Origin of the sequence: Roseateles sp. (genome assembly GCF_047654785.1) — a bacterium.
GTDB lineage: Bacteria > Pseudomonadota > Gammaproteobacteria > Burkholderiales > Burkholderiaceae_C > Pelomonas.
This window is the reverse complement of record NZ_JASGKQ010000001.1, coordinates 472987-490831: the sequence shown is the minus strand read 5'-3', so window position 1 is coordinate 490831 and position 17845 is coordinate 472987. Positions and strand designations below refer to the sequence as shown.

General features: G+C 70.4%; 16 protein-coding genes and 1 tRNA gene. 3 read left to right on the top strand and 14 right to left on the bottom strand.

From position 1 onward, the window contains the following. Nucleotides 1–9 precede the first annotated feature (9 nt). From QM788_RS02300 to secA, 6 genes are all read right to left on the bottom strand, one after another. Nucleotides 10–459, bottom strand: a complete 450-nt coding sequence (locus tag QM788_RS02300) for a GNAT family N-acetyltransferase (protein WP_415659853.1) — start codon at nucleotides 457–459, stop codon at nucleotides 10–12. Beyond that, complete coding sequence (locus QM788_RS02295; protein WP_415659852.1) at nucleotides 456–2585, bottom strand: prolyl oligopeptidase family serine peptidase; 2130 nt, start codon at nucleotides 2583–2585, stop codon at nucleotides 456–458. Before QM788_RS02295 ends, QM788_RS02300 begins: the two co-directional genes overlap by 4 nt. A 67-nt stretch (nucleotides 2586–2652) precedes the next feature. Then, nucleotides 2653–3882 (bottom strand): bifunctional glutamate N-acetyltransferase/amino-acid acetyltransferase ArgJ, encoded by a 1230-nt coding sequence (gene argJ, locus QM788_RS02290; RefSeq protein ID WP_415659851.1) that lies wholly within the window; start codon nucleotides 3880–3882, stop codon nucleotides 2653–2655. 116 nt (nucleotides 3883–3998) lie between these two features. After that, a complete protein-coding gene (locus QM788_RS02285; protein ID WP_415659850.1) occupies nucleotides 3999–4589 on the bottom strand; it encodes an FxDxF family PEP-CTERM protein in 591 nt (196 codons plus the stop codon). A 24-nt stretch (nucleotides 4590–4613) separates the two neighbouring features. Then, nucleotides 4614–5156 carry an FxDxF family PEP-CTERM protein gene (locus tag QM788_RS02280; protein WP_415659849.1) on the bottom strand — a complete coding sequence of 181 codons (543 nt, stop codon included), beginning with the start codon at nucleotides 5154–5156 and terminating at the stop codon, nucleotides 4614–4616. 222 nt (nucleotides 5157–5378) lie between these two features. Then, the gene (secA, locus tag QM788_RS02275) at nucleotides 5379–8123 is read right to left on the bottom strand and encodes a preprotein translocase subunit SecA (RefSeq protein WP_415659848.1); all 2745 of its coding nucleotides are present in this window, start codon (nucleotides 8121–8123) and stop codon (nucleotides 5379–5381) included. 183 nt (nucleotides 8124–8306) lie between these two features. On the opposite strand from secA, the gene QM788_RS02270 reads away from it, so the two are divergent. Beyond that, nucleotides 8307–8648, top strand: a complete 342-nt coding sequence (locus QM788_RS02270; RefSeq protein WP_415659847.1) for a hypothetical protein — start codon at nucleotides 8307–8309, stop codon at nucleotides 8646–8648. A 39-nt stretch (nucleotides 8649–8687) separates the two neighbouring features. Here QM788_RS02270 and QM788_RS02265 read toward each other — a convergent pair. From QM788_RS02265 to petA, 6 genes are all read right to left on the bottom strand, one after another. Next, a tRNA-Thr gene (locus QM788_RS02265) sits at nucleotides 8688–8763 on the bottom strand. Between the two features lie 31 nt (nucleotides 8764–8794). Continuing rightward, complete coding sequence (locus QM788_RS02260) at nucleotides 8795–9322, bottom strand: ClpXP protease specificity-enhancing factor (RefSeq protein ID WP_415659846.1); 528 nt, start codon at nucleotides 9320–9322, stop codon at nucleotides 8795–8797. Between the two features lie 127 nt (nucleotides 9323–9449). After that, entirely contained in the window at nucleotides 9450–10067 is a 618-nt protein-coding gene (locus QM788_RS02255; RefSeq protein WP_088485912.1) for a glutathione S-transferase N-terminal domain-containing protein, read from the bottom strand. Nucleotides 10068–10206: 139 nt separating this feature from the next. Then, nucleotides 10207–10977, bottom strand: coding sequence for a cytochrome c1 (locus QM788_RS02250; protein WP_415659845.1), 771 nt, complete (start codon nucleotides 10975–10977; stop codon nucleotides 10207–10209). Between the two features lie 20 nt (nucleotides 10978–10997). Next, nucleotides 10998–12404 carry a cytochrome b gene (locus QM788_RS02245; RefSeq protein WP_415659844.1) on the bottom strand — a complete coding sequence of 469 codons (1407 nt, stop codon included), beginning with the start codon at nucleotides 12402–12404 and terminating at the stop codon, nucleotides 10998–11000. 21 nt (nucleotides 12405–12425) lie between these two features. Continuing rightward, complete coding sequence (gene petA / locus QM788_RS02240) at nucleotides 12426–13022, bottom strand: ubiquinol-cytochrome c reductase iron-sulfur subunit (protein WP_415659843.1); 597 nt, start codon at nucleotides 13020–13022, stop codon at nucleotides 12426–12428. 177 nt (nucleotides 13023–13199) lie between these two features. On the opposite strand from petA, the gene mscL reads away from it, so the two are divergent. Together mscL and QM788_RS02230 are read left to right on the top strand one after the other, a co-directional pair. After that, the gene (gene mscL / locus QM788_RS02235; protein WP_415659842.1) at nucleotides 13200–13610 is read left to right on the top strand and encodes a large conductance mechanosensitive channel protein MscL; all 411 of its coding nucleotides are present in this window, start codon (nucleotides 13200–13202) and stop codon (nucleotides 13608–13610) included. A 119-nt stretch (nucleotides 13611–13729) separates the two neighbouring features. Then, nucleotides 13730–16102, top strand: coding sequence for a DUF1631 family protein (locus QM788_RS02230; protein ID WP_415659841.1), 2373 nt, complete (start codon nucleotides 13730–13732; stop codon nucleotides 16100–16102). On the opposite strand, the gene pdxA is transcribed toward QM788_RS02230, so the two are convergent. Both pdxA and QM788_RS02220 read right to left on the bottom strand, forming a co-directional pair. Further along, on the bottom strand, nucleotides 16103–17092 hold the full coding sequence (gene pdxA / locus QM788_RS02225; protein WP_415659840.1) for a 4-hydroxythreonine-4-phosphate dehydrogenase PdxA: 990 nt from the start codon (nucleotides 17090–17092) through the stop codon (nucleotides 16103–16105). 4 nt (nucleotides 17093–17096) lie between these two features. Beyond that, on the bottom strand, nucleotides 17097–17843 hold the full coding sequence (locus QM788_RS02220) for a Nif3-like dinuclear metal center hexameric protein (protein ID WP_415659839.1): 747 nt from the start codon (nucleotides 17841–17843) through the stop codon (nucleotides 17097–17099). Nucleotides 17844–17845 lie beyond the last annotated feature (2 nt).

Genomic DNA, 17845 nt, shown 5'->3' with positions numbered 1-17845 from the left:
TGCCGCCGCTCAGGCCGCCGGCCTGTGGATGACGAAGGCGCGCTTGCCGCCGCCGTCGAAGCCGCAACGCTCATAGAAGGCCCAGACGGCCGGATCCTTCCTGCCGGTCGTCAGCACGACCTTGTAGCAACCCGCCGCCGCGGCCTGCCGGACCGCGTGCCGGACGATGGCCTGGCCATGGCCGCGGCCGCGGTGGTCTGCGTGGGTGACCACGTTCTCGATGACGCCGTAGCTCCGGCCGCCCCGGGTCAGGTTGGGAACGACCACCAGACTGCAGCTGGCGATGAGCGCATCGCCGTCGAAGGCCCCGAAGTGACGCAGGCCCGGGTGCGTGAACACGGCCTGGACCGCCTCGGCCGCGGGCGGCGGGTCATCGGCATTGAGGTGCTGGTACAGCACCACCAGAGCGGCGGCATCGCCGACGCCCAGGTCCCGGATGGGCAGGCCGCGAGCCGTCACTTCACGTCCAGCTTCATCGTGTTGGCGATGAAGGCCAGCACGTCGCTGCGCTCCTCGATGAGCTTGGAGGTGGGCTTGCCGGCGCCGTGGCCGGCGTCGACCTCGATGCGGATCAGCTTGGGCGCCGGGCCGGTGTCGGCGGCCTGCAGCGTGGCGGCGTACTTGAAGCTGTGCGCCGGCACGACGCGGTCGTCGTGGTCGCCGGTGGTGACCAGCACGGCCGGGTAGCGGGCGCCGGCCTGGATGTTGTGCAGCGGCGAGTAGGCCTGCAGCGCCTGGAACATCTCCGGGCTGTCCTTGGCGGTGCCGTAGTCCGACGCCCAGGCCCAGCCGATGGTGAAGTTCGGGTAGCGCAGCATGTCCATCACGCCCACCTGCGGCACGGCGGCGGCGAACAGGTCGGGGCGCTGGTTGGTCACCGCGCCCACCAGCAGGCCGCCGTTGGAGCCGCCGTTGATGGCCAGCGTCGCCGGGCTGGCGACCTTGTGCTGCACCAGCCATTCGCCGGCGGCGATGAAGTCGTCGAACACGTTCTGCTTCTTCAGCCGGGTGCCGGCCTCGTGCCAGGCCGAGCCGTACTCGCCGCCGCCGCGGATGGCGGCGATGACGTAGACGCCGCCCATCTTCAGCCAGGTGGCGGCCGTGACGCCGTAGCCCGGCGTGATCGGGATGTTGAAGCCGCCGTAGCCGTACAGCAGCGTGGGGTTGTTGCCGTCGAACTTCAGGCCCTTGCGGGCGGCGATGAAGATCGGGAAGCGCGTGCCGTCCTTGCTGGTGACGAACTCGCGGCGGGTCTCGTACTGCTCGGTGTCGAAGGCGGTCTGCGGCTTCTTGAACAGCTCGATGCGGCCGGTGCGCACGTCGTAGCGGTGGATCTCGGCGGGGGTGGTCAGGCTGGTGTAGCTGAAGAAGGTCTCGGCGTCGTTCCAGCGCCCGCCGAAGCCGCCGGCCGTGCCGATGCCGGGCAGCTTGACCTCGCTCAGCCGCCGGCCGTCGGCGCCGTGCACGCGCACCAGCGTGGCGGCGTCGTTCAGGTAGCTCAGCAGGTAGCGGCCGCCGACGGCGGACGCCGCGGTCATCGCGTCGGGGCCTTCGGCCACCAGCGTCTTCCAGCGGGCCGGCCCGGGGTGCTGGAGGTCCATGGTGATGAGCCTGCCGCGCGGCGCGTCCTTGTCGGTCTTCAGCACCAGCCGGTTGCCGTGGACGGCCACGGGCGTGTACTGGGCGTCGAAGGCCAGCGTGACGGGCCGGGGCTTGCCGCCCGCGAACGCGCCGCCGGGCAGCGGCAGCACCATCAGCCCGTTCTTGCTGCCGGCGCTTTTCCAGACGCTGATGAGCAGCAGCCGGCCGTCGTCCGACACGTCGGCGCCGAAGCCCCATTCCTTGTCGTCGCGGTTCTCGGCGACGAGCACGTCGTCGCCCTGCGGCGTGCCGAGGCGGTGGTAGTAGAGCTTCTGGAAGTAGTTGGCGCCGGTGAGCTTCTCGCCGTCCTTGGGGGCGTCGTAGCGCGCGTAGAAGAAGCCCTTGCCGTCGGCCGTCCAGGCGGCGCCGCTGAACTTGACCCACTCGATCTTGTCGACCAGGTCCTGGCCGGTGGCGAGGTCGCGCACCCGCCAGGTCTGCCAGTCGGAGCCGGCGCCGGCGGTGCCATAGGCGATCAGCCGGCCGTCGCGCGAGGGCGCCATGCCGCTGAGCGCCACGGTGCCGTCCGGGCTCATGGTGTTGGGGTCCAGCGCCACGGCCGGCGTGTCCTTCAGCGTCCGGGCGGTGTAGATGACGTTCTGCTGCTGCAGGCCGTCGTTGCGCGTCCAGAAGTAGCGGCCGCCTTCCTTGAACGGGATGCCGAAGCGCTCGAAGTTGTACAGCTCGGTGTAGATGCGTCGCGCCGGCAGGCGCTGCGGCATCGCGGCGAGGAACTTGTCGGTGACCTCGTTCTGCGCGACGACCCAGGCCTTGGTCTCGGCGCTGTTGTCGTCTTCCAGCCAGCGGTAGGGGTCGGCGACCTGGGTGCCGTGGTAGCTGTCGACCTGGTCGGTCTTGCGCGTGACGGGGTAGGTCAGCGGCTGCGCGTTCGTGCCGGTGGCGACGACGGCGGCCAGGGTGATGGCGGTCAGCGAGAGCTTCATCGGGCGGGGTCCTGGGTTCAAGAAAGGGCGGATTGTCCCCGCCCCGGCAGGCCCCGCCGCCGAGCGGTCAGCTCCGGTAGTCGGCGTTGATGGTCACGTAGTCGTGGCTGAGGTCGCAGGTCCAGACCGTGGCCGCCGCAGCGCCGCGGTTCAGGTCCACGCGCACGCTGATCTCGCTCTGCTTCATGACACGCTGGCCGTCTTCCTCGCGGTACTCGGGCCGGCGGCCGCCGCGCGCGACGACGTGCACGTCGTCCAGGTGCAGGTCGATCAGGCCCTGGTCCAGGTCGGCGATGCCGGCGTAGCCCACGGCGGCCAGGATGCGGCCCAGGTTGGGGTCGCTGGCGAAGAAGGCGGTCTTGACCAGCGGCGAGTGCGCGATGGCGTAGGCGGCCAGCCGGCACTCGGCCTCGTCGCGGCCGCCCGCCACGGTGATGGCGATGAACTTGGTGGCGCCCTCGCCGTCGCGCACGATGGCCTGGGCCAGTTCCTGCGCCAGCGAGATGAGCGCCGCGCGCAGCGCCTGGGCGTCGGCGCCGTCCAGCGCGGTGATCTCGGCGTGCGCCGCGCGGCGGGAGGCGATCAGCAGGAAGCAGTCGTTGGTGGAGGTGTCGCCGTCGATGGTGATGCGGTTGAAGGAGGCGTCGGCCGCCTCCCTCACCAGCGGCTGCAGCAGCGCGGGGGCGATGTTGGCGTCCGTGGCGATGAAGCCCAGCATGGTGGCCATGTTGGGGCGGATCATGCCGGCGCCCTTGGAGATGCCGCTCAGCGTGACCGGCACGCCGCCCAGGTGGATGCGGCGCGACGCGGCCTTGGGCAGCGTGTCGGTCGTCATGATGCCCAGCGCCGCCTCGCCCCAGCCGTCGTCGCGCAGCGCCGCGAGCGCCTGCGGCAGGCCGGCGGCGATGCGGTCCACGGGCAGCGTCTCCATGATGACGCCGGTGGAGAAGGGCAGCACCTGCTCGGGCCGGCAGCCGACCAGGCCGGCCAGCTGCTCGCAGGTCTGGCGCGCGCGGGCCAGGCCGTCGGCACCGGTGCCGGCGTTGGCGTTGCCGGTGTTGATGACCAGCGCGCGGACCGCCGCGCCGGCCGCCAGGTGCTCGCGGCAGACCTGCACCGGCGCGGCGCAGAAGCGGTTGGTCGTGAACACGCCGGCCACGGCCGCGCCCTCGTCCAGCGCGATGACGGTCAGGTCGCGCCGGTTGGCCTTGCGCACGCCGGCCATGGCCACGCCGAGGCGCACGCCCGGCACGGGCAACAGGGAGGCGGGATCGGGGGCGGTGAGGTTGACGGGCATGGTGGCGGGGTTGGGAGTGGTTCGGGGAAGGCCGCGGATTGTAGAAACGACAAAGGCTCCCGAAGGAGCCTTGGCGATGCCGTCCTGGCCGGGCGCTGCGGCGCGCCCGGGCCGGGTCAGCCGGCCTTGCGGCGGCGGGCCAGCAGCACGCCGCCCAGCGCCAGGCCGGCCAGCGCCAGGCTGGCGGGCTCGGGCAGGCGGGCGTTCGGGTCGTCGGCCAACTGCACGTTGATGAAGCCGCTGTAGCTGAAGCTGTTCAGCAGCGCCTGGGCCTGCGCCTGGCGCTGGGCGGGGGAGCCGGCCACGCCTTCGACGAAGAAGACGAAGTCGCCCTGGGCCAGGACCGGGCCGTTGGCGCCGAAGGAGAAGCGGGTACCTTCGCTGTCGAAGTTGTCGAAGCTCAGCTCCGAGCCGGCGATGCCGACGAAGCCGGCCCGCGTGAAGCTCACGCCCTGGCTGGCCCAGGCGCCCAGGTCGGCGCTGGTGTCCAGCGAGGCATTGATCCAGGCGGGGGCGTTCAGGCGGATCAGGAACTCGTCGCGGAAGGCGCCGGCCTCCGTGCGGGTGACCTGGCTGGAGCCTTCCTCGGTGCTCAGGCCGACGGAGTACGACGGGCCCGTGCCCTGCAGCGTCAGCAGGTGGGGGGCGGCCTGGGCGCCGGTGGCCAGCGCGAACAGGGAGGCGGCGATGAGGGATTTGATCTTCATGATGCGGTGCGTGTGGCGTGGGGTTCAGGCGCGGCGGCGGCGGGCGATCTGGCCCAGGGCCAGCAGGCCGGCGGCGAACAGCGCGTAGGTCTGGGGTTCCGGCACCGGGGCCATGGGCGCGACGCGGATGGTGCCGCTGTAGCTGCCGGTGGTGCTGCCGTTCAGGCCGGCGACCAGCGTGCCCTTGACCACCAGGGTCAGCGGGCCGTCGAACAGCGAGGCGGGCAGCGCGTAGTTCTCGCGGCCGTCGGCGTTGCCCTGGAAGCTGATCAGGCGCTGCGAGAACGACACGCCGTTCAGGGTGACGCTGGTGATGTCGATGTCGGCGGACTGGCTGTTCAGGATCAGCGTGTTCAGCGTGCCGTTGACCGAGCTGGGGCCGCTGTAGCCGACCAGCGTGTAGGTGTCCTCGAAGCTGCCCGCCGCGTTGAGGGTGTGCGAGATGCCGGCCGAGAAGGTGCCGCCAGCCGTGCCGGTCATGTTGACCACGATGGCGTCGCTGGCATGGGCTGCGCCGGCGCACAGCGCGGCAGCAAGGGCGAGGGTCGTGGCGAACGAGGTTTTCATGACGGGCTTTCGGCTTTTCTGCAAAGTCTTCCCGGAGGATTCCCCGGGGCACGGACTGCACTCTAGGGGGGTGGGCTTGACATGAGCACCCCCCATGCACGTGGGGTCGGTGGCCGTTCGTGCCCAAACACACGGTTTTCCCCGCAGATGGGGTGGCCGGCCGGCTGGACGAAAAACGGGCCGGCAACGCCGGCCCGCTGCTGAGGACGCGGGGGGCGGGCCTCAGGCCAGCTTGCCGTGGCAGAGCTTGAACTTCTTGCCGCTGCCGCAGGGGCAGGGGTCGTTGCGGCCGACGTGGCCGAAGCGCTCGGCGATGGTGGCCGGGTCGAGGTCCTGGCTGACCGAGCCGTCCTCGTTGGGGTGCTGGTAGGTCACGTTGGACACCGCCTCGGCGCGGCGCTCCAGCGCCTCGGCGGCGCGGTCCGCCTCTTCCTGGCTCTGGATGCGCACGTTCATCAGCGTGCGGGTGACTTCCATCTTCACCACGTCGAGCAGCTGCGAGAACAGCTCGAAGGCCTCGCGCTTGTACTCCTGCTTGGGGTTCTTCTGGGCATAGCCGCGCAAGTGGATGCCCTGGCGCAGGTAGTCCAGCGCGGCCAGGTGCTCGCGCCAGCGCTGGTCGATGCTCTGCAGCAGCACCATGCGCATGAAGGGGTTGAACTGGTCGATGCCGACGCGGTCCAGCTTGCCCTGGAACAGCGCGTCGCCGGCCTGGGTCACGGCGGCGAGGATGTCCTCGTCGGTGATGGAGTCGCTCTTCTTGACGAGCTCGCCCAGCGCCAGGTCCAGCTGCCATTCGTCCCGCAGCACCTGCTCCAGCGCGGGCAGGTCCCACTGCTCTTCCAGGCTCTCGGCGGGCACGTAGCTGCGCACCACGTCGGTCAGCGTGGCCGTGCGCAGGCTGGCGATCTGGGCGACCAGGCTGTCGGCCTCCAGGATGTCGTTGCGCTGCTGGTAGATGACCTTGCGCTGGTCGTTCGACACGTCGTCGTATTCGAGCAGCTGCTTGCGGATGTCGAAGTTGCGCGCCTCGACCTTGCGCTGCGCGCCCTCGATGGAGCGCGTGACGATGCCGGCCTCGATGGCCTCGCCTTCGGGCATCTTGAGCCGGTCCATGATGGCGCGCACGCGCTCGCCGGCGAAGATGCGCATCAGCTGGTCGTCGAGCGACAGGTAGAAGCGCGACGAGCCCGGGTCGCCCTGGCGGCCGGCGCGGCCGCGCAGCTGGTTGTCGATGCGGCGGCTCTCGTGGCGCTCGGTGGCGATGATGCGCAGGCCGCCCTCGGCCTTGACCTTGTCGTGCAGGCCCTGCCATTCGTCGTGCAGCTGCTGGATGCGGCGCGCCTTCTCGTCGGCCGGCAGTGTCTCGTCGGCCTCGATGAACTGCACCTGCTTCTCGACGTTGCCGCCCAGCACGATGTCGGTGCCGCGGCCGGCCATGTTGGTGGCGATGGTGATGACGCCCGGCCGGCCGGCCTGGGCGACGATCTCGGCCTCCTTCGCGTGCTGCTTGGCGTTCAGCACGTTGTGCGGCAGCTTGGCGGCCTGCAACAGATTGGAGATCAGTTCCGAGTTCTCGATGGACGTGGTGCCCACCAGCACCGGCTGGCCGCGCTCGTGGCAGGCGCGGATGTCCTCGATGACGGCGTTGTACTTTTCCTTGTCGGTCTTGTAGACCAGGTCCAGCTCGTCCTTGCGGATGGTCGGCCGGTTCGGCGGGATGACGACCGTCTCCAGCCCGTAGATTTCCTGGAACTCGTAGGCCTCGGTGTCGGCCGTGCCCGTCATGCCGGACAGCTTGCCGTACATGCGGAAGTAGTTCTGGAAGGTGATGGACGCCAGCGTCTGGTTCTCGGCCTGGATGGCCACGCCTTCCTTGGCCTCGACGGCCTGGTGCAGGCCGTCGCTCCAGCGGCGGCCCGACATCAGCCGGCCGGTGAACTCGTCGACGATGATGACCTCGCCGTTCTGCACGACGTAGCTCTGGTCCTTGTGGTAGACGTGGTGGGCCCGCAGCGCCGCATTCAGGTGATGCATCAGCGTGATGTTGGCCGCGTCGTACAGGCTGGCGCCCTCGGCGATCAGGCCGGCCTGCGCGAGCAGCCGCTCGGCGTTCTCGTGGCCCTCTTCGGTCAGGTGGATCTGGTGCGACTTCTCGTCCACCGTGAAGTCGCCCGGCTCGATGACGCCCTCGCCGGTGCGCGGGTCCAGCTCGCCGATCTGCTTCTTCAAGCCGGGCACGACGGCGTTGATCTTCAGGTAGACGTCGGTGTGGTCGTCGGCCTGGCCCGAGATGATCAGCGGCGTGCGTGCCTCGTCGATCAAGATGGAGTCCACCTCGTCGACGATCGCGTAGGCCAGGCCGCGCTGCACGCGGTCGGCCGTCTCGTAGACCATGTTGTCGCGCAGGTAGTCGAAGCCGTACTCGTTGTTGGTGCCGTAGGTCACGTCGGCGGCGTAGGCGGCCTGCTTCTCCTCGCGCGGCATGTTGGGCAGGTTGATGCCCACGCTCAGGCCGAGGAAGTTGTAGAGCTTGCCCATCCACTCGGCGTCGCGGCGCGCGAGGTAGTCGTTGACCGTGACGACGTGGACGCCCTTGCCCGCCAGCGCGTTCAGGTAGACGGGCAGCGTCGCCATCAGCGTCTTGCCCTCGCCGGTGCGCATCTCGGCGACCTTGCCGGCGTTCAGCACCATGCCGCCGATCAGCTGCACGTCGAAGTGGCGCATCTTCAGCGCCCGCTTGCCGCCCTCGCGGCAGACGGCGAAGGCCTCGGGCAGGATGTCGTCCACCGTCTCGCCGGCCGCGATGCGCTGCTTGAACGCGGCCGTCTGGGCGCGCAGCTCGTCGTCGCTCAGCGCCTCGTACTTCGGCTCCAGCGCGTTGATCTGCTGCACGGTGCGGCGGTAGGTCTTGAGCAAGCGCTCGTTGCGGCTGCCGAAAATCGAGGTGAGAAGCTTGGGCAACATGCTGCGAAGGGTGAAAGCTGGGCGGGCCGGCAGAGCCGAGAGGGACGCGCGCATCTGGGGGCGCGGCGGCGCGTTGCAAGGCGGGGCGGCCTGGGCGCGCAAAACGGGGCAGTTTAGCAGCGGACCTCCGGCCCGCCCCCGCCGCCCCTGGGGCCGGCGCCGCCGCTGACTACACTGCCGCCCATGGCCACCGCCCCCCCCCGCTACCTCGCCCCCCGGCGCCAGCACGCCAGCGTGCCGTCGCCCACGCCGGTGGCCGAGGCGCTGCGCGCCCACGAGGGGCTGAACCAGCTCAGCGCCCGGCTGGAGGCGTCGCGGCGCCGGCTGCGCGTCATCGCGCCGGCCCTGCCGGGCACGCTGCTGGCGAGCGTCCAGCCCGGCCCGGTCGACGAGGACGGCTGGAGCCTGCTGGCCGCCAACGCCGCCGTCGCCGCCAAGCTGCGCCACCTGCTGCCGCGTCTGGAGGCGCTGCTGGCGCAGGCCGGCCTGCCGGCGCGCATCCGCGTGAGGCTGGCGCAGAAATGAAACAACCCCGCCGCCGGGTCGGGCGACGGGGTTGCGGTTTGGTGCCGGCTATCGGATTCGAACTGATGACCTACCGCTTACAAGGCGGTTGCTCTACCAACTGAGCTAAGCCGGCGAAAAACAGGACGCGATTCTAGGCGGGCGCGCTACTTGACGCGCTTGAGCGCGGGGCGCGGGGCGCCGCCCGGGCCGGCGGGCGCGTCCGGCGGCGGGGGCGGCTCGTCGCCGGGCTCGTCGCCCGACTCGCTGGCCAGGCGCAGGCCGCTGCGGCGCGGCTCGGCCGGCGCCGCGCTGGGCGTGCGCGGCGGCGGCGCTTCGCCGTCGGCCAGCGGCGCGGGCGCCGGGAAGGCCATGCCCTGGCCGTTCTCGCGGGCGTAGATGGCGACCACGTGGTCCACCGGCACGAGGATCTCGCGCGCGACGCCGCCGAAGCGGGCCTTGAACTGGACGTAGTCGTTGCCGAGGTCCAGCCCGCTGGTCGCGTCGAAGCCGATGTTCAGCACGATCTCGTGGTTGGACACGTACTCCATCGGCACCTGCACCGAGCGGTCGACGTGCACCGCGATGTAGGGCGTGAAGCCGTTGTCCGTGCACCAGTCGTGCAGTGCGCGGATCAGGTAGGGCCGGGTGGACGTGCCACCCGCTCCGCCTTCGATCCCTTGCGATTTATCCATGTTGATCGGTGACCCGGCTGTGCCGCAATACGACTGGAAACCAAGCGGCCGTCGTGGAACCGGCTCTGCCGGGCCACTGACGGCGCCCCCTTGAGGGGGAAGCGCGCAGCGCTTCGGGGGTGGGGGATCAGCGGCGCATGACCTTTTCGGACGGCGTCAGCGCCTCGATGTAGGCCGGGCGGCTGAAGATGCGCTCGGCGTACTTCAACAGCGGCAGCGCGTTCTTGGACATGTCGATGCCATAGTAGTCCAGGCGCCACAGCAGCGGGGCGATGGCCACGTCGAGCATCGAGAAGTCGTCGCCCAGCATGTACTTGTTCTTCAGGAAGATCGGCGCGAGCTGGGTCAGGCGGTCGCGGATCTGCGCGCGGGCCTTTTCGAGCTGCTTGTCGGTCGCCTTGGTGGTGGCGCCGCGGCCTTCGAGCACGTTCACGTGCGCGAACAGCTCCTTCTCGAAGTTCAGCAGGAACAGGCGCACGCGGGCGCGCGCGACCGGGTCGCCGGGCATCAGCTGCGGGTGCGGGAAGCGCTCGTCGATGTACTCGTTGATGATGTGCGATTCGTACAGGATGAGGTCGCGCTCGACGAGGATGGGCACCTCGTTGTACGGGTTCATCAGGGCGATGTCTTCAGGCTTCGCGAACAGGTCGACGTCGCGGATTTCGAAGTCCATGCCTTTCTCGAACAGCACGAAGCGGCAGCGGTGCGAGTAGGGGTCGGTGGTGCCGGAGTAGAGGACCATCATGGCTTGGGCTCCCGAGGGGTCAGTCAATCGAAACGCGCGGCGGCTGCCGCGCTGAAAAAGCAAACGCAGTGGGCGGCTCGACGCGCATCCCACTGCGTGTTTCGGCGCCGCTGGCGGGCGGCGGCCGGGATGGACGGGCTTACTTCACGTCCTTCCAATACGCGGCGTTGAGGCGCCACGCGAACACGGTCAGGAAGCCGAGGAAGATCAGCACGATGACGCCCAGCTGGAAGCGCTGCGCCTGGGCCGGCTCGCCCATCCACTGCAGGTAGGCGACCAGGTCGGCCACCGCGTCGTCGTACTGGCGCTCGGTCATGGCGCCGGGCGTCAGCTGCTCGTAGCCGGCGAAGACGTGGGTCTTCTTGTCATGGTCGTGCGGGTCGGCCACTTCGTCGAACTTGGCGGCGCGCTGGCCCTGCAGTTCCCACATCACGTGCGGCATGGCGACGCTGGGGAAGGCCAGGTTGTTCCAGCCCGTCGCCTTGGTGTCGTCGCGGTAGAAGTTCCGCATGTAGGTGTAGAGGTAGTCCGCGCCCGAGCCCTTGGCGCCGTCGGCGCGCGAGCGGGCGATGACGGTCAGGTCGGGCGGGTTGGCGCCGAAGAAGGCCTTGGCGTCCTTCGCGTCCAGGCTGACCTTCATCGTGTCGCCCACCTTGTCGGCGGCGAACAGCAGGTTGTTCTTGATCTCGGCTTCGGTCAGGCCGATGTCGCGCAGCCGGTTGTAGCGCATGAAGGCCGCGGCATGGCAGTTCAGGCAGTAGTTGACGAACAGCTTGGCGCCGTGTTGCAGCGACGCGATGTCCGACATCTTCTCCTTGGGGAACTTGTCCCACGGGATGCCGCCTTCCGAGGCATGGGCGGCACCGGCCAGGCTCAACGAGGCCAGCAGGATGGCGATCAGCTTTTTCATTTGTGTTGTTGCTCCGCGGCTCAGTGGGCGTGGAAGGTCACACGGTCGGGCACCGGCTTCGGGCGGCCGATGCGGCTCCACCACGGCATCAGCAGGAAGAAGCCGAAGTAGAACAGCGTGCCGGCCTGGGCCACCAGCGTGCCCATGTCGCTGGGCGGCTGGATGCCGAGGTAGCCCAGCACCAGGAAGAACACGACGAACACGGCGTACAGGTATTTGTGCCAGTCCGGGCGGTAGCGGATGGACTTGACCGGGCTGTGGTCCAGCCAGGGCAGGAAGAACAGGATGATGACCGCGCCGCCCATGACGACCACGCCCCAGAACTTCGCGTCGAAGACCTTCAGCAGGCCGATCAGCACCAGCGCGCCGACCAGCAGCGCCACCTTGGCGGCGCCGCCGAACCGGCCCTTCAGGAAGCTGACGAGCGCGGCGATGCCGATGACCACGCACAGCACGTTGACCATCGGGTCGGTCGTCGCGCGCAGCATGGAGTAGAACGGCGTGAAGTACCAGACCGGGGCGATGTGCGCCGGCGTCTTCAGCGGGTCGGCCGGGATGAAGTTGTTGTACTCCAGGAAGTAGCCGCCCATCTCCGGCGCGAAGAACACGATCGCGGTGAAGACCATCAGGAACAGGCAGACGCCGTAGATGTCGTGCACCGTGTAGAAGGGGTGGAAGGGCACGCCATCCAGCGGCTTGCCATTCGCGTCCTTGGGGCCCTTCTTGATCTCGACGCCGTCGGGGTTGTTGGAGCCCACGTCGTGCAGCGCCAGCAGGTGGGCGACCACCAGGCCCAGCAGCACCAGCGGCACGGCGATGACGTGGAAGCTGAAGAAGCGGTTCAGCGTCGCGTCGCCGACGACGTAGTCGCCGCGGATCATCAGCGCCAGGTCCGGACCGACGAAGGGCACGGCGGCGAACAGGTTGACGATCACCTGGGCGCCCCAGTACGACATCTGGCCCCAGGGCAGCAGATAGCCCATGAAGGCCTCGGCCATCAGGCACAGGAAGATCGCGCAGCCGAAGATCCAGACCAGCTCGCGCGGCTTGCGGTAGCTGCCGTAGATCAGGCCGCGGAACATGTGCAGGTAGACGACGACGAAGAAGGCCGACGCGCCCGTGGAGTGCATGTAGCGGATCAGCCAGCCCCAGGGCACGTCGCGCATGATGTACTCGACCGACGCGAACGCCAGGCCCGCGTCCGGCTTGTAGTGCATCACCAGGAAGATGCCGGTGACGATCTGGATCACCAGCACCAGCAGCGCCAGCGAGCCGAAGATGTACCACCAGTTGAAGTTCTTCGGCGCGTAGTACTCCGACATGTGGACCTTGTAGGCGTCGAACGCGGTCGGGAACCGGTTCTCCAGCCAGGTCATCGTCTTCACGCCCACCGAGGCGCCGGCAGGGGCTTCCTTGAATTCAGCCATGTCTCGTCCCGTTTCTTCTGGTTAGGCCTTCTTGTCTTCGCCAATCAGCAGCTTGGCGTCGGACAGGTACACGTGGGGCGGCACTTCGAGGTTGTCGGGCGCAGGCTTGTTCTTGAAGACGCGGCCGGCCATGTCGAAGGTCGAGCCGTGGCAGGGGCACAGGAAGCCGCCCGACCAGTCGTCCGGCAGCGAGGGCTGCGGGCCGGCGGCGAACTTGTCGCTGGGCGAGCAGCCCAGGTGCGAGCAGATGCCCACGGCGACGAAGTACTCGGGCTTGATCGAGCGCCACTCGTTCTTCGCGTAGTCGGGCGTCGGGTAGGCCTTGCGGTCGGAATTGGGGTCCGCCAGCTCGGCGTCGTGCTTTTTCAGGGCCGCGAGCTGCTCGGGCGTGCGGCGCACGATCCACACCGGCTTGCCGCGCCATTCCACGGTCAGCTTCTCGCCGGGCTTGAGGCCAGAGATGTCCACCTCGACGGGTGCGCCGGCCGCCTTGGCGCGCTCGCTGGGCGCGAAGGTGCTGACGAAGGGCACGGCGGTCGCGACGCCGCCCACGGCGCCGGCGCAGCCGGTTGCGATCAACCAGGTGCGTTTGCCTTGGTCCACTTGCTGGTCACTCATGAGGGTCCTCTAAAGAGACTTCTGATCAGGGGCAGCCGGGGATTCTAACGGACGCTTACCCGGCGCCGCCGCGCGCGACACGGGCCTGCGGACGCAGGTTTACCCGCCCGCCGACACCGGGCTTTGGCCCCAACATGCACGGCCTGCCCGCACAATCGCGGCCAAAGGAGTCCTGCAATGAGTTTCTTTTCCGAATTCAAGGAGTTCGCCGTCAAGGGCAACGTCATCGACCTCGCGGTCGGCGTGATCATCGGCGGCGCGTTCGGCAAGATCGTCGACTCGCTGGTGGGCGACGTCATCATGCCCATCATCAGCAAGATCTTCGGCGGGCTGGACTTCAGCAACTACTTCCTGCCGCTGGCCGGGCAGACGGCCACCACGCTGGCCGACGCGAAGAAGGAAGGCGCGGTGCTGGCCTACGGCAGCTTCCTGACCGTGTCGCTGAACTTCGTCATCCTGACCTTCGTCATCTTCCTGATGATCAAGCAGATCAACCGCCTCAAGCGCGACGAGCCGCCGGCCGAGGCACCGGGCCCCTCGGAAGACACCCAGCTGCTGCGCGAAATCCGCGATTCGCTGCGGCGCTGAGCCGGCCGCCCGGTAAGCAACGGTTACCGGGCGCCCATTTGCCACGAAGTTCGCAACTTGCGGAAAACCCCGGCTTGTTGCTGGCGCGATACTTTCAGGCGCATCCCGCACCCCGCCTGATGAACGCGCCCGAGATTCGCCTGAACCCGCACCTCGAAGCCTCGCTGACCCGCATCCGGCTGGCGGGCGAGCAGGCGGCGGAGCGCTGCGCGGAGGGCCTGGGCCTGTCGGCGCTGTCCGCCGGCCAGATCAAGCGGCGGGACGCGCTACTGGCCGCGCAGTTCGTGTTCCGGCAGCAGCAGGGCGTGTTCTCGCAGCGCTTCCTGCACAGCCTGCGCCGGCAGGTGACGGCCGAGCAGGCCGACGCCAGGCCGCCGCCCGCGCCCGCCACCAACAAGGGCTGGGGCGAGCTCTCGCTGATGGACGACGACCAGGTCAACAACCTCGTCGCGGCCGACCGCATCGGCCTGGCCATCGGCCACCACTGCGAGTGGGAGCTGCGCGAGGTGGAGTCCTATGTCTCGGGCATCCAGGTCGGCGAGCGCAACCCGCTGCGGCCCGAACTGGTAGCCCAGGCGCTGCTGGACGCGGTGCAGGCCATCACCGACGACGCGCTGACCCGCCAGACGCTGACCGACGAACTGACCCGCTCGCTGGCCCAGGAGATGCGCGACTGCTATGCCGACATCGCCGAGCTGCTGCGCTCGCGCGGGCTGCGGCCGCAGGACCTGCGCGTGCGCGCCCAGCCGGGCGGCGGCCCGTCCTCGCGCAGCGGCGGCCTGGCCGGGGGCGGCAGCCAGCCGGGCGAGTTCGAATCCAGCCACGGCGGCATGTCCGGCCGGGGCGGTGGCTATGGCGGCTCGCATGGCGGCACCGGCCGCAGCGGCTACGGCAGCCATGGCGGCCACGCGAGCCGCAGCGGCGCCGGCGGCTTCGGCCGGGTCGACCCGCAGATGATGGAGCTGCTGCGCCGGCTGGCGCACACGCCGCTGCCGCACGACGCCGGCTACGCCTCCTCCAGCCGCATGGGGCTGGACACCCTCGGCGGCGAGTCCGCCAGCGCCTGGGGCCAGCTGCCGCTGCCGCCCAACCTGATCCACCAGCACCGCGACGAGCTGCGCCAGGCCGCCTCGGGCCGGCTGGACCACATGGTCATCGACGTCGTCGGCAGCCTGTTCGACCAGATCCTGGCCGACGCCAAGGTGCCGCCGCAGATGGCGCGCCTGCTCGCGCGGCTGCAGCTGCCCGTGCTGCGCGCGGCGCTGGGCGACGAGACCTTCTTCTCGTCGCGCCGCCACCCGGTGCGCCAGTTCGTCAACCGCCTGGCATCGCTGGCCTGCGCGTTCGACGACTTCAGCGACGACCCCGGCCGCGCCTTCCTCGCCCACGTGCGCGACCTGGTGCAGGACGTGGCCCAGGGCGACTTCGACCGCATGGACGTCTACACGGCCAAGCTCGACGCGCTGGAGAGCTTCATCGCCGAGCAGAACCGCGCCACGCTGAAGGCCTCGGGCGACGCCGCCGCCGTGGTGGAGCGCCGCGAGACCGACCTGCGCCTGCAGCAGCGCTACGCGCTGCAATTGCAGCGGCAGCTGGCCAAGGTGCCGATGCAGGACTTCCTGCGCGACTTCCTCGCCCAGGTCTGGAGCCAGGCCATCGTGCTGGCCTCGCGCGAAGGCGCGCCGGAGCGCGCGCTGCGCCTGCGCACGCTGGGCCGCACGCTGGTGATGAGCGTGCAGCCCAAGGGCGGCACGGCGGCGCGCGCCGACTTCCTGCGCGAGTTGCCCAACCTGATGCGCACGCTCAACGAGGGCATGGACCTGATCCGCTGGCCCGACGGCCCGCGCAAGGACTTCTTCGGCGTGCTGCTGCCGGCGCACGCCGAGTCGCTGAAGGGCCAGGCCCCCAGCGCGCTGGACACCAACCTGCTCATCAAGCAGCTGGACCAGATCTTCGGCGCCGCGCCGCCCGGCGAGGCCGACCTCGCCCGCCCGCTGGCCGGCGAGGTGCCGCCCGCCGAGCTGGACGCCAGCCAGCGCCTGACGCCGGCCGAGGCCAAGAGCCTCGGGCTGGTGGAGGAGGCCGTGGTCGACTGGCACGGCGAGCTGGACCTGGACCTCTCCGGCAACGACGCCGGCGCCGCGCCGCTGCAGGCCGTGGACATCTCCATCGACGGCCTGCCCGCCGCCGAGAACGCGCCCGAGCCCAGCAGCGGCGTGCTGCTGATGGACAACATGCAGCTGGGCTTCGCCTACCAGATGCACACCGGCACCGAGTGGCAGAAGATGCGGCTGGCCCACGTCAGCGCCGGCCGCAGCTTCTTCATCTTCACGCACGGCAACCGCCACCAGGAGACGGTGACGATGACGGCCCGCATGCTCAGGAAGCTCTGCGAGGCCGGCCGCATGCGCGCCTTCGAGCCCGCGCTCCTGCTGGAGCGCGCCACGGCGCGCACCCGCGAGCAACTCGCCGCGCTGGGCGGCGGGCGCTAGCTAGGCCGGCGCCGCCAGCCGTCGCGCCATTGCCAGCGCCGCGCCCAGGCTGGCCGGGTCGGCGAGGCCCTTGCCGGCGATGTCGAACGCGGTGCCGTGGTCGGGGCTGGTGCGCACGAAGGGCAGGCCCAGCGTCACGTTGACGCCCTGCTCCACGCCCAGGTACTTCACCGGGATCAGCCCGTGGTCGTGCGTCATCGCCACCACCACGTCGAACTCGCCGCGGCGGGCGCGCATGAAGACGGTGTCGGGCGCGAACGGACCGCTCGCGTCCCAGCCCTCGGCGCGCGCCGCGGCGACGGCCGGCGCGATGTGGCGGATCTCCTCGTCGCCGAACAGCCCCCCTTCGCCCGCATGCGGGTTCAGCCCCGCCACCGCGATGCGCGGCGCCGGCAAGCCCATGCGCCGCAGCGCGGCGCCGGTGATGCGCAGCGTCTCCAGCACCGCCTCGCGCGTGACGCGCGCGATCGCCTCGCGCAGCGAGCAGTGGATGGTGACCAGCACCGTGCGCAGCTCCTCGTTGGCCAGCATCATGCGCACCGGCACGCCGCCGGCCAGCGCCTGCAGCATCTCGGTGTGGCCGGGATAGGGCGAGCCGGCCGCGTGCAGCGCCTCCTTGTGGATGGGCGCGGTGACCAGGCCGCGCGCACGGCCCGCCAGCGTCAGCGCCACGGCGGCCTCGATGCACCAGGCCGCGGCCGCGCCGGCCCGCGCGTCGACGCGGCCCAGCGGCGCGGCGGCCAGGTCGGCCGGCAGGCCCTCGGGCTGCCACACCGGCAGGCAGCGCGGCGGCACGCGCGGCAGCTCGTCCGGGTCGTCCAGCGCCGCCACCGCCAGCCCGCCGCCCGTGGCGGCCACGGCGCGCCGCAGCACGGCCACGTCGCCCACGACGAGCGCGTCCCGCGGGGCCTCGCGGCGCCACAGGCTGGCGATGATCTCGGGGCCGATGCCGCAGGCATCGCCCATGGTGATGGCGAGGGGGGGCGTCATGGGTTCAGGCGGGGTTGTCGATGTCGATGAACTGCCAGTCCAGGCCCAGCTCCTGCGCGAGCCGCGCGCCCACGCCCTGCACGCCATAGCGCTCGGTGGCGTGGTGGCCGGCGGCGACGAAGGCCACGCCGGTCTCGCGCGCGTAGTGGGCCTGCGGCTCGGAAATCTCGCCGGTGACGAACACGTCGGCGCCGGCCGCGATGGCCGCCTCGAAATAGCCCTGCGCGCCGCCGCTGCACCAGGCCACGCGGCGCAGCGGGCGGCCGTCGCCGGACACCGCAGTGACCGGGCGGCCGAGCTGGTCGCGCAGCTGCGCGGCCAGCGCCGCCAGATCGGTCGGCGCGATGGCGGCGCTGAAGCCCAGGTCCTGCTCGCCGAAGCGGGCGTCCGCCGTCCAGCCCAGGCGCGCGCCGAGCTGCGCGTTGTTGCCGAGCGTGGGGTGGGCGTCCAGCGGCAGGTGGTAGGCGAAGAGGTTGACGTCGTGGGCCAGCAGCCGCGCCAGGCGCTGCTTCATCCAGCCGGTGACGCGGCCGTCCTGGCCGCGCCAGAACAGGCCGTGGTGGACGAGGACGGCATCGGCCCGCGCGGCGATGGCGGCGTCGATCAGCGCCAAGCTGGCGGTGACGCCGCACACCAGCCGGCGCACCTCGGCGCGGCCCTCGACCTGCAGGCCGTTCGGCCCATAATCCTTGAAGCGGCCGGGCTCCAGCCACTGGTTCAGGCGGAGTTCCAGCGCGGCGCGGTCGGTCATGG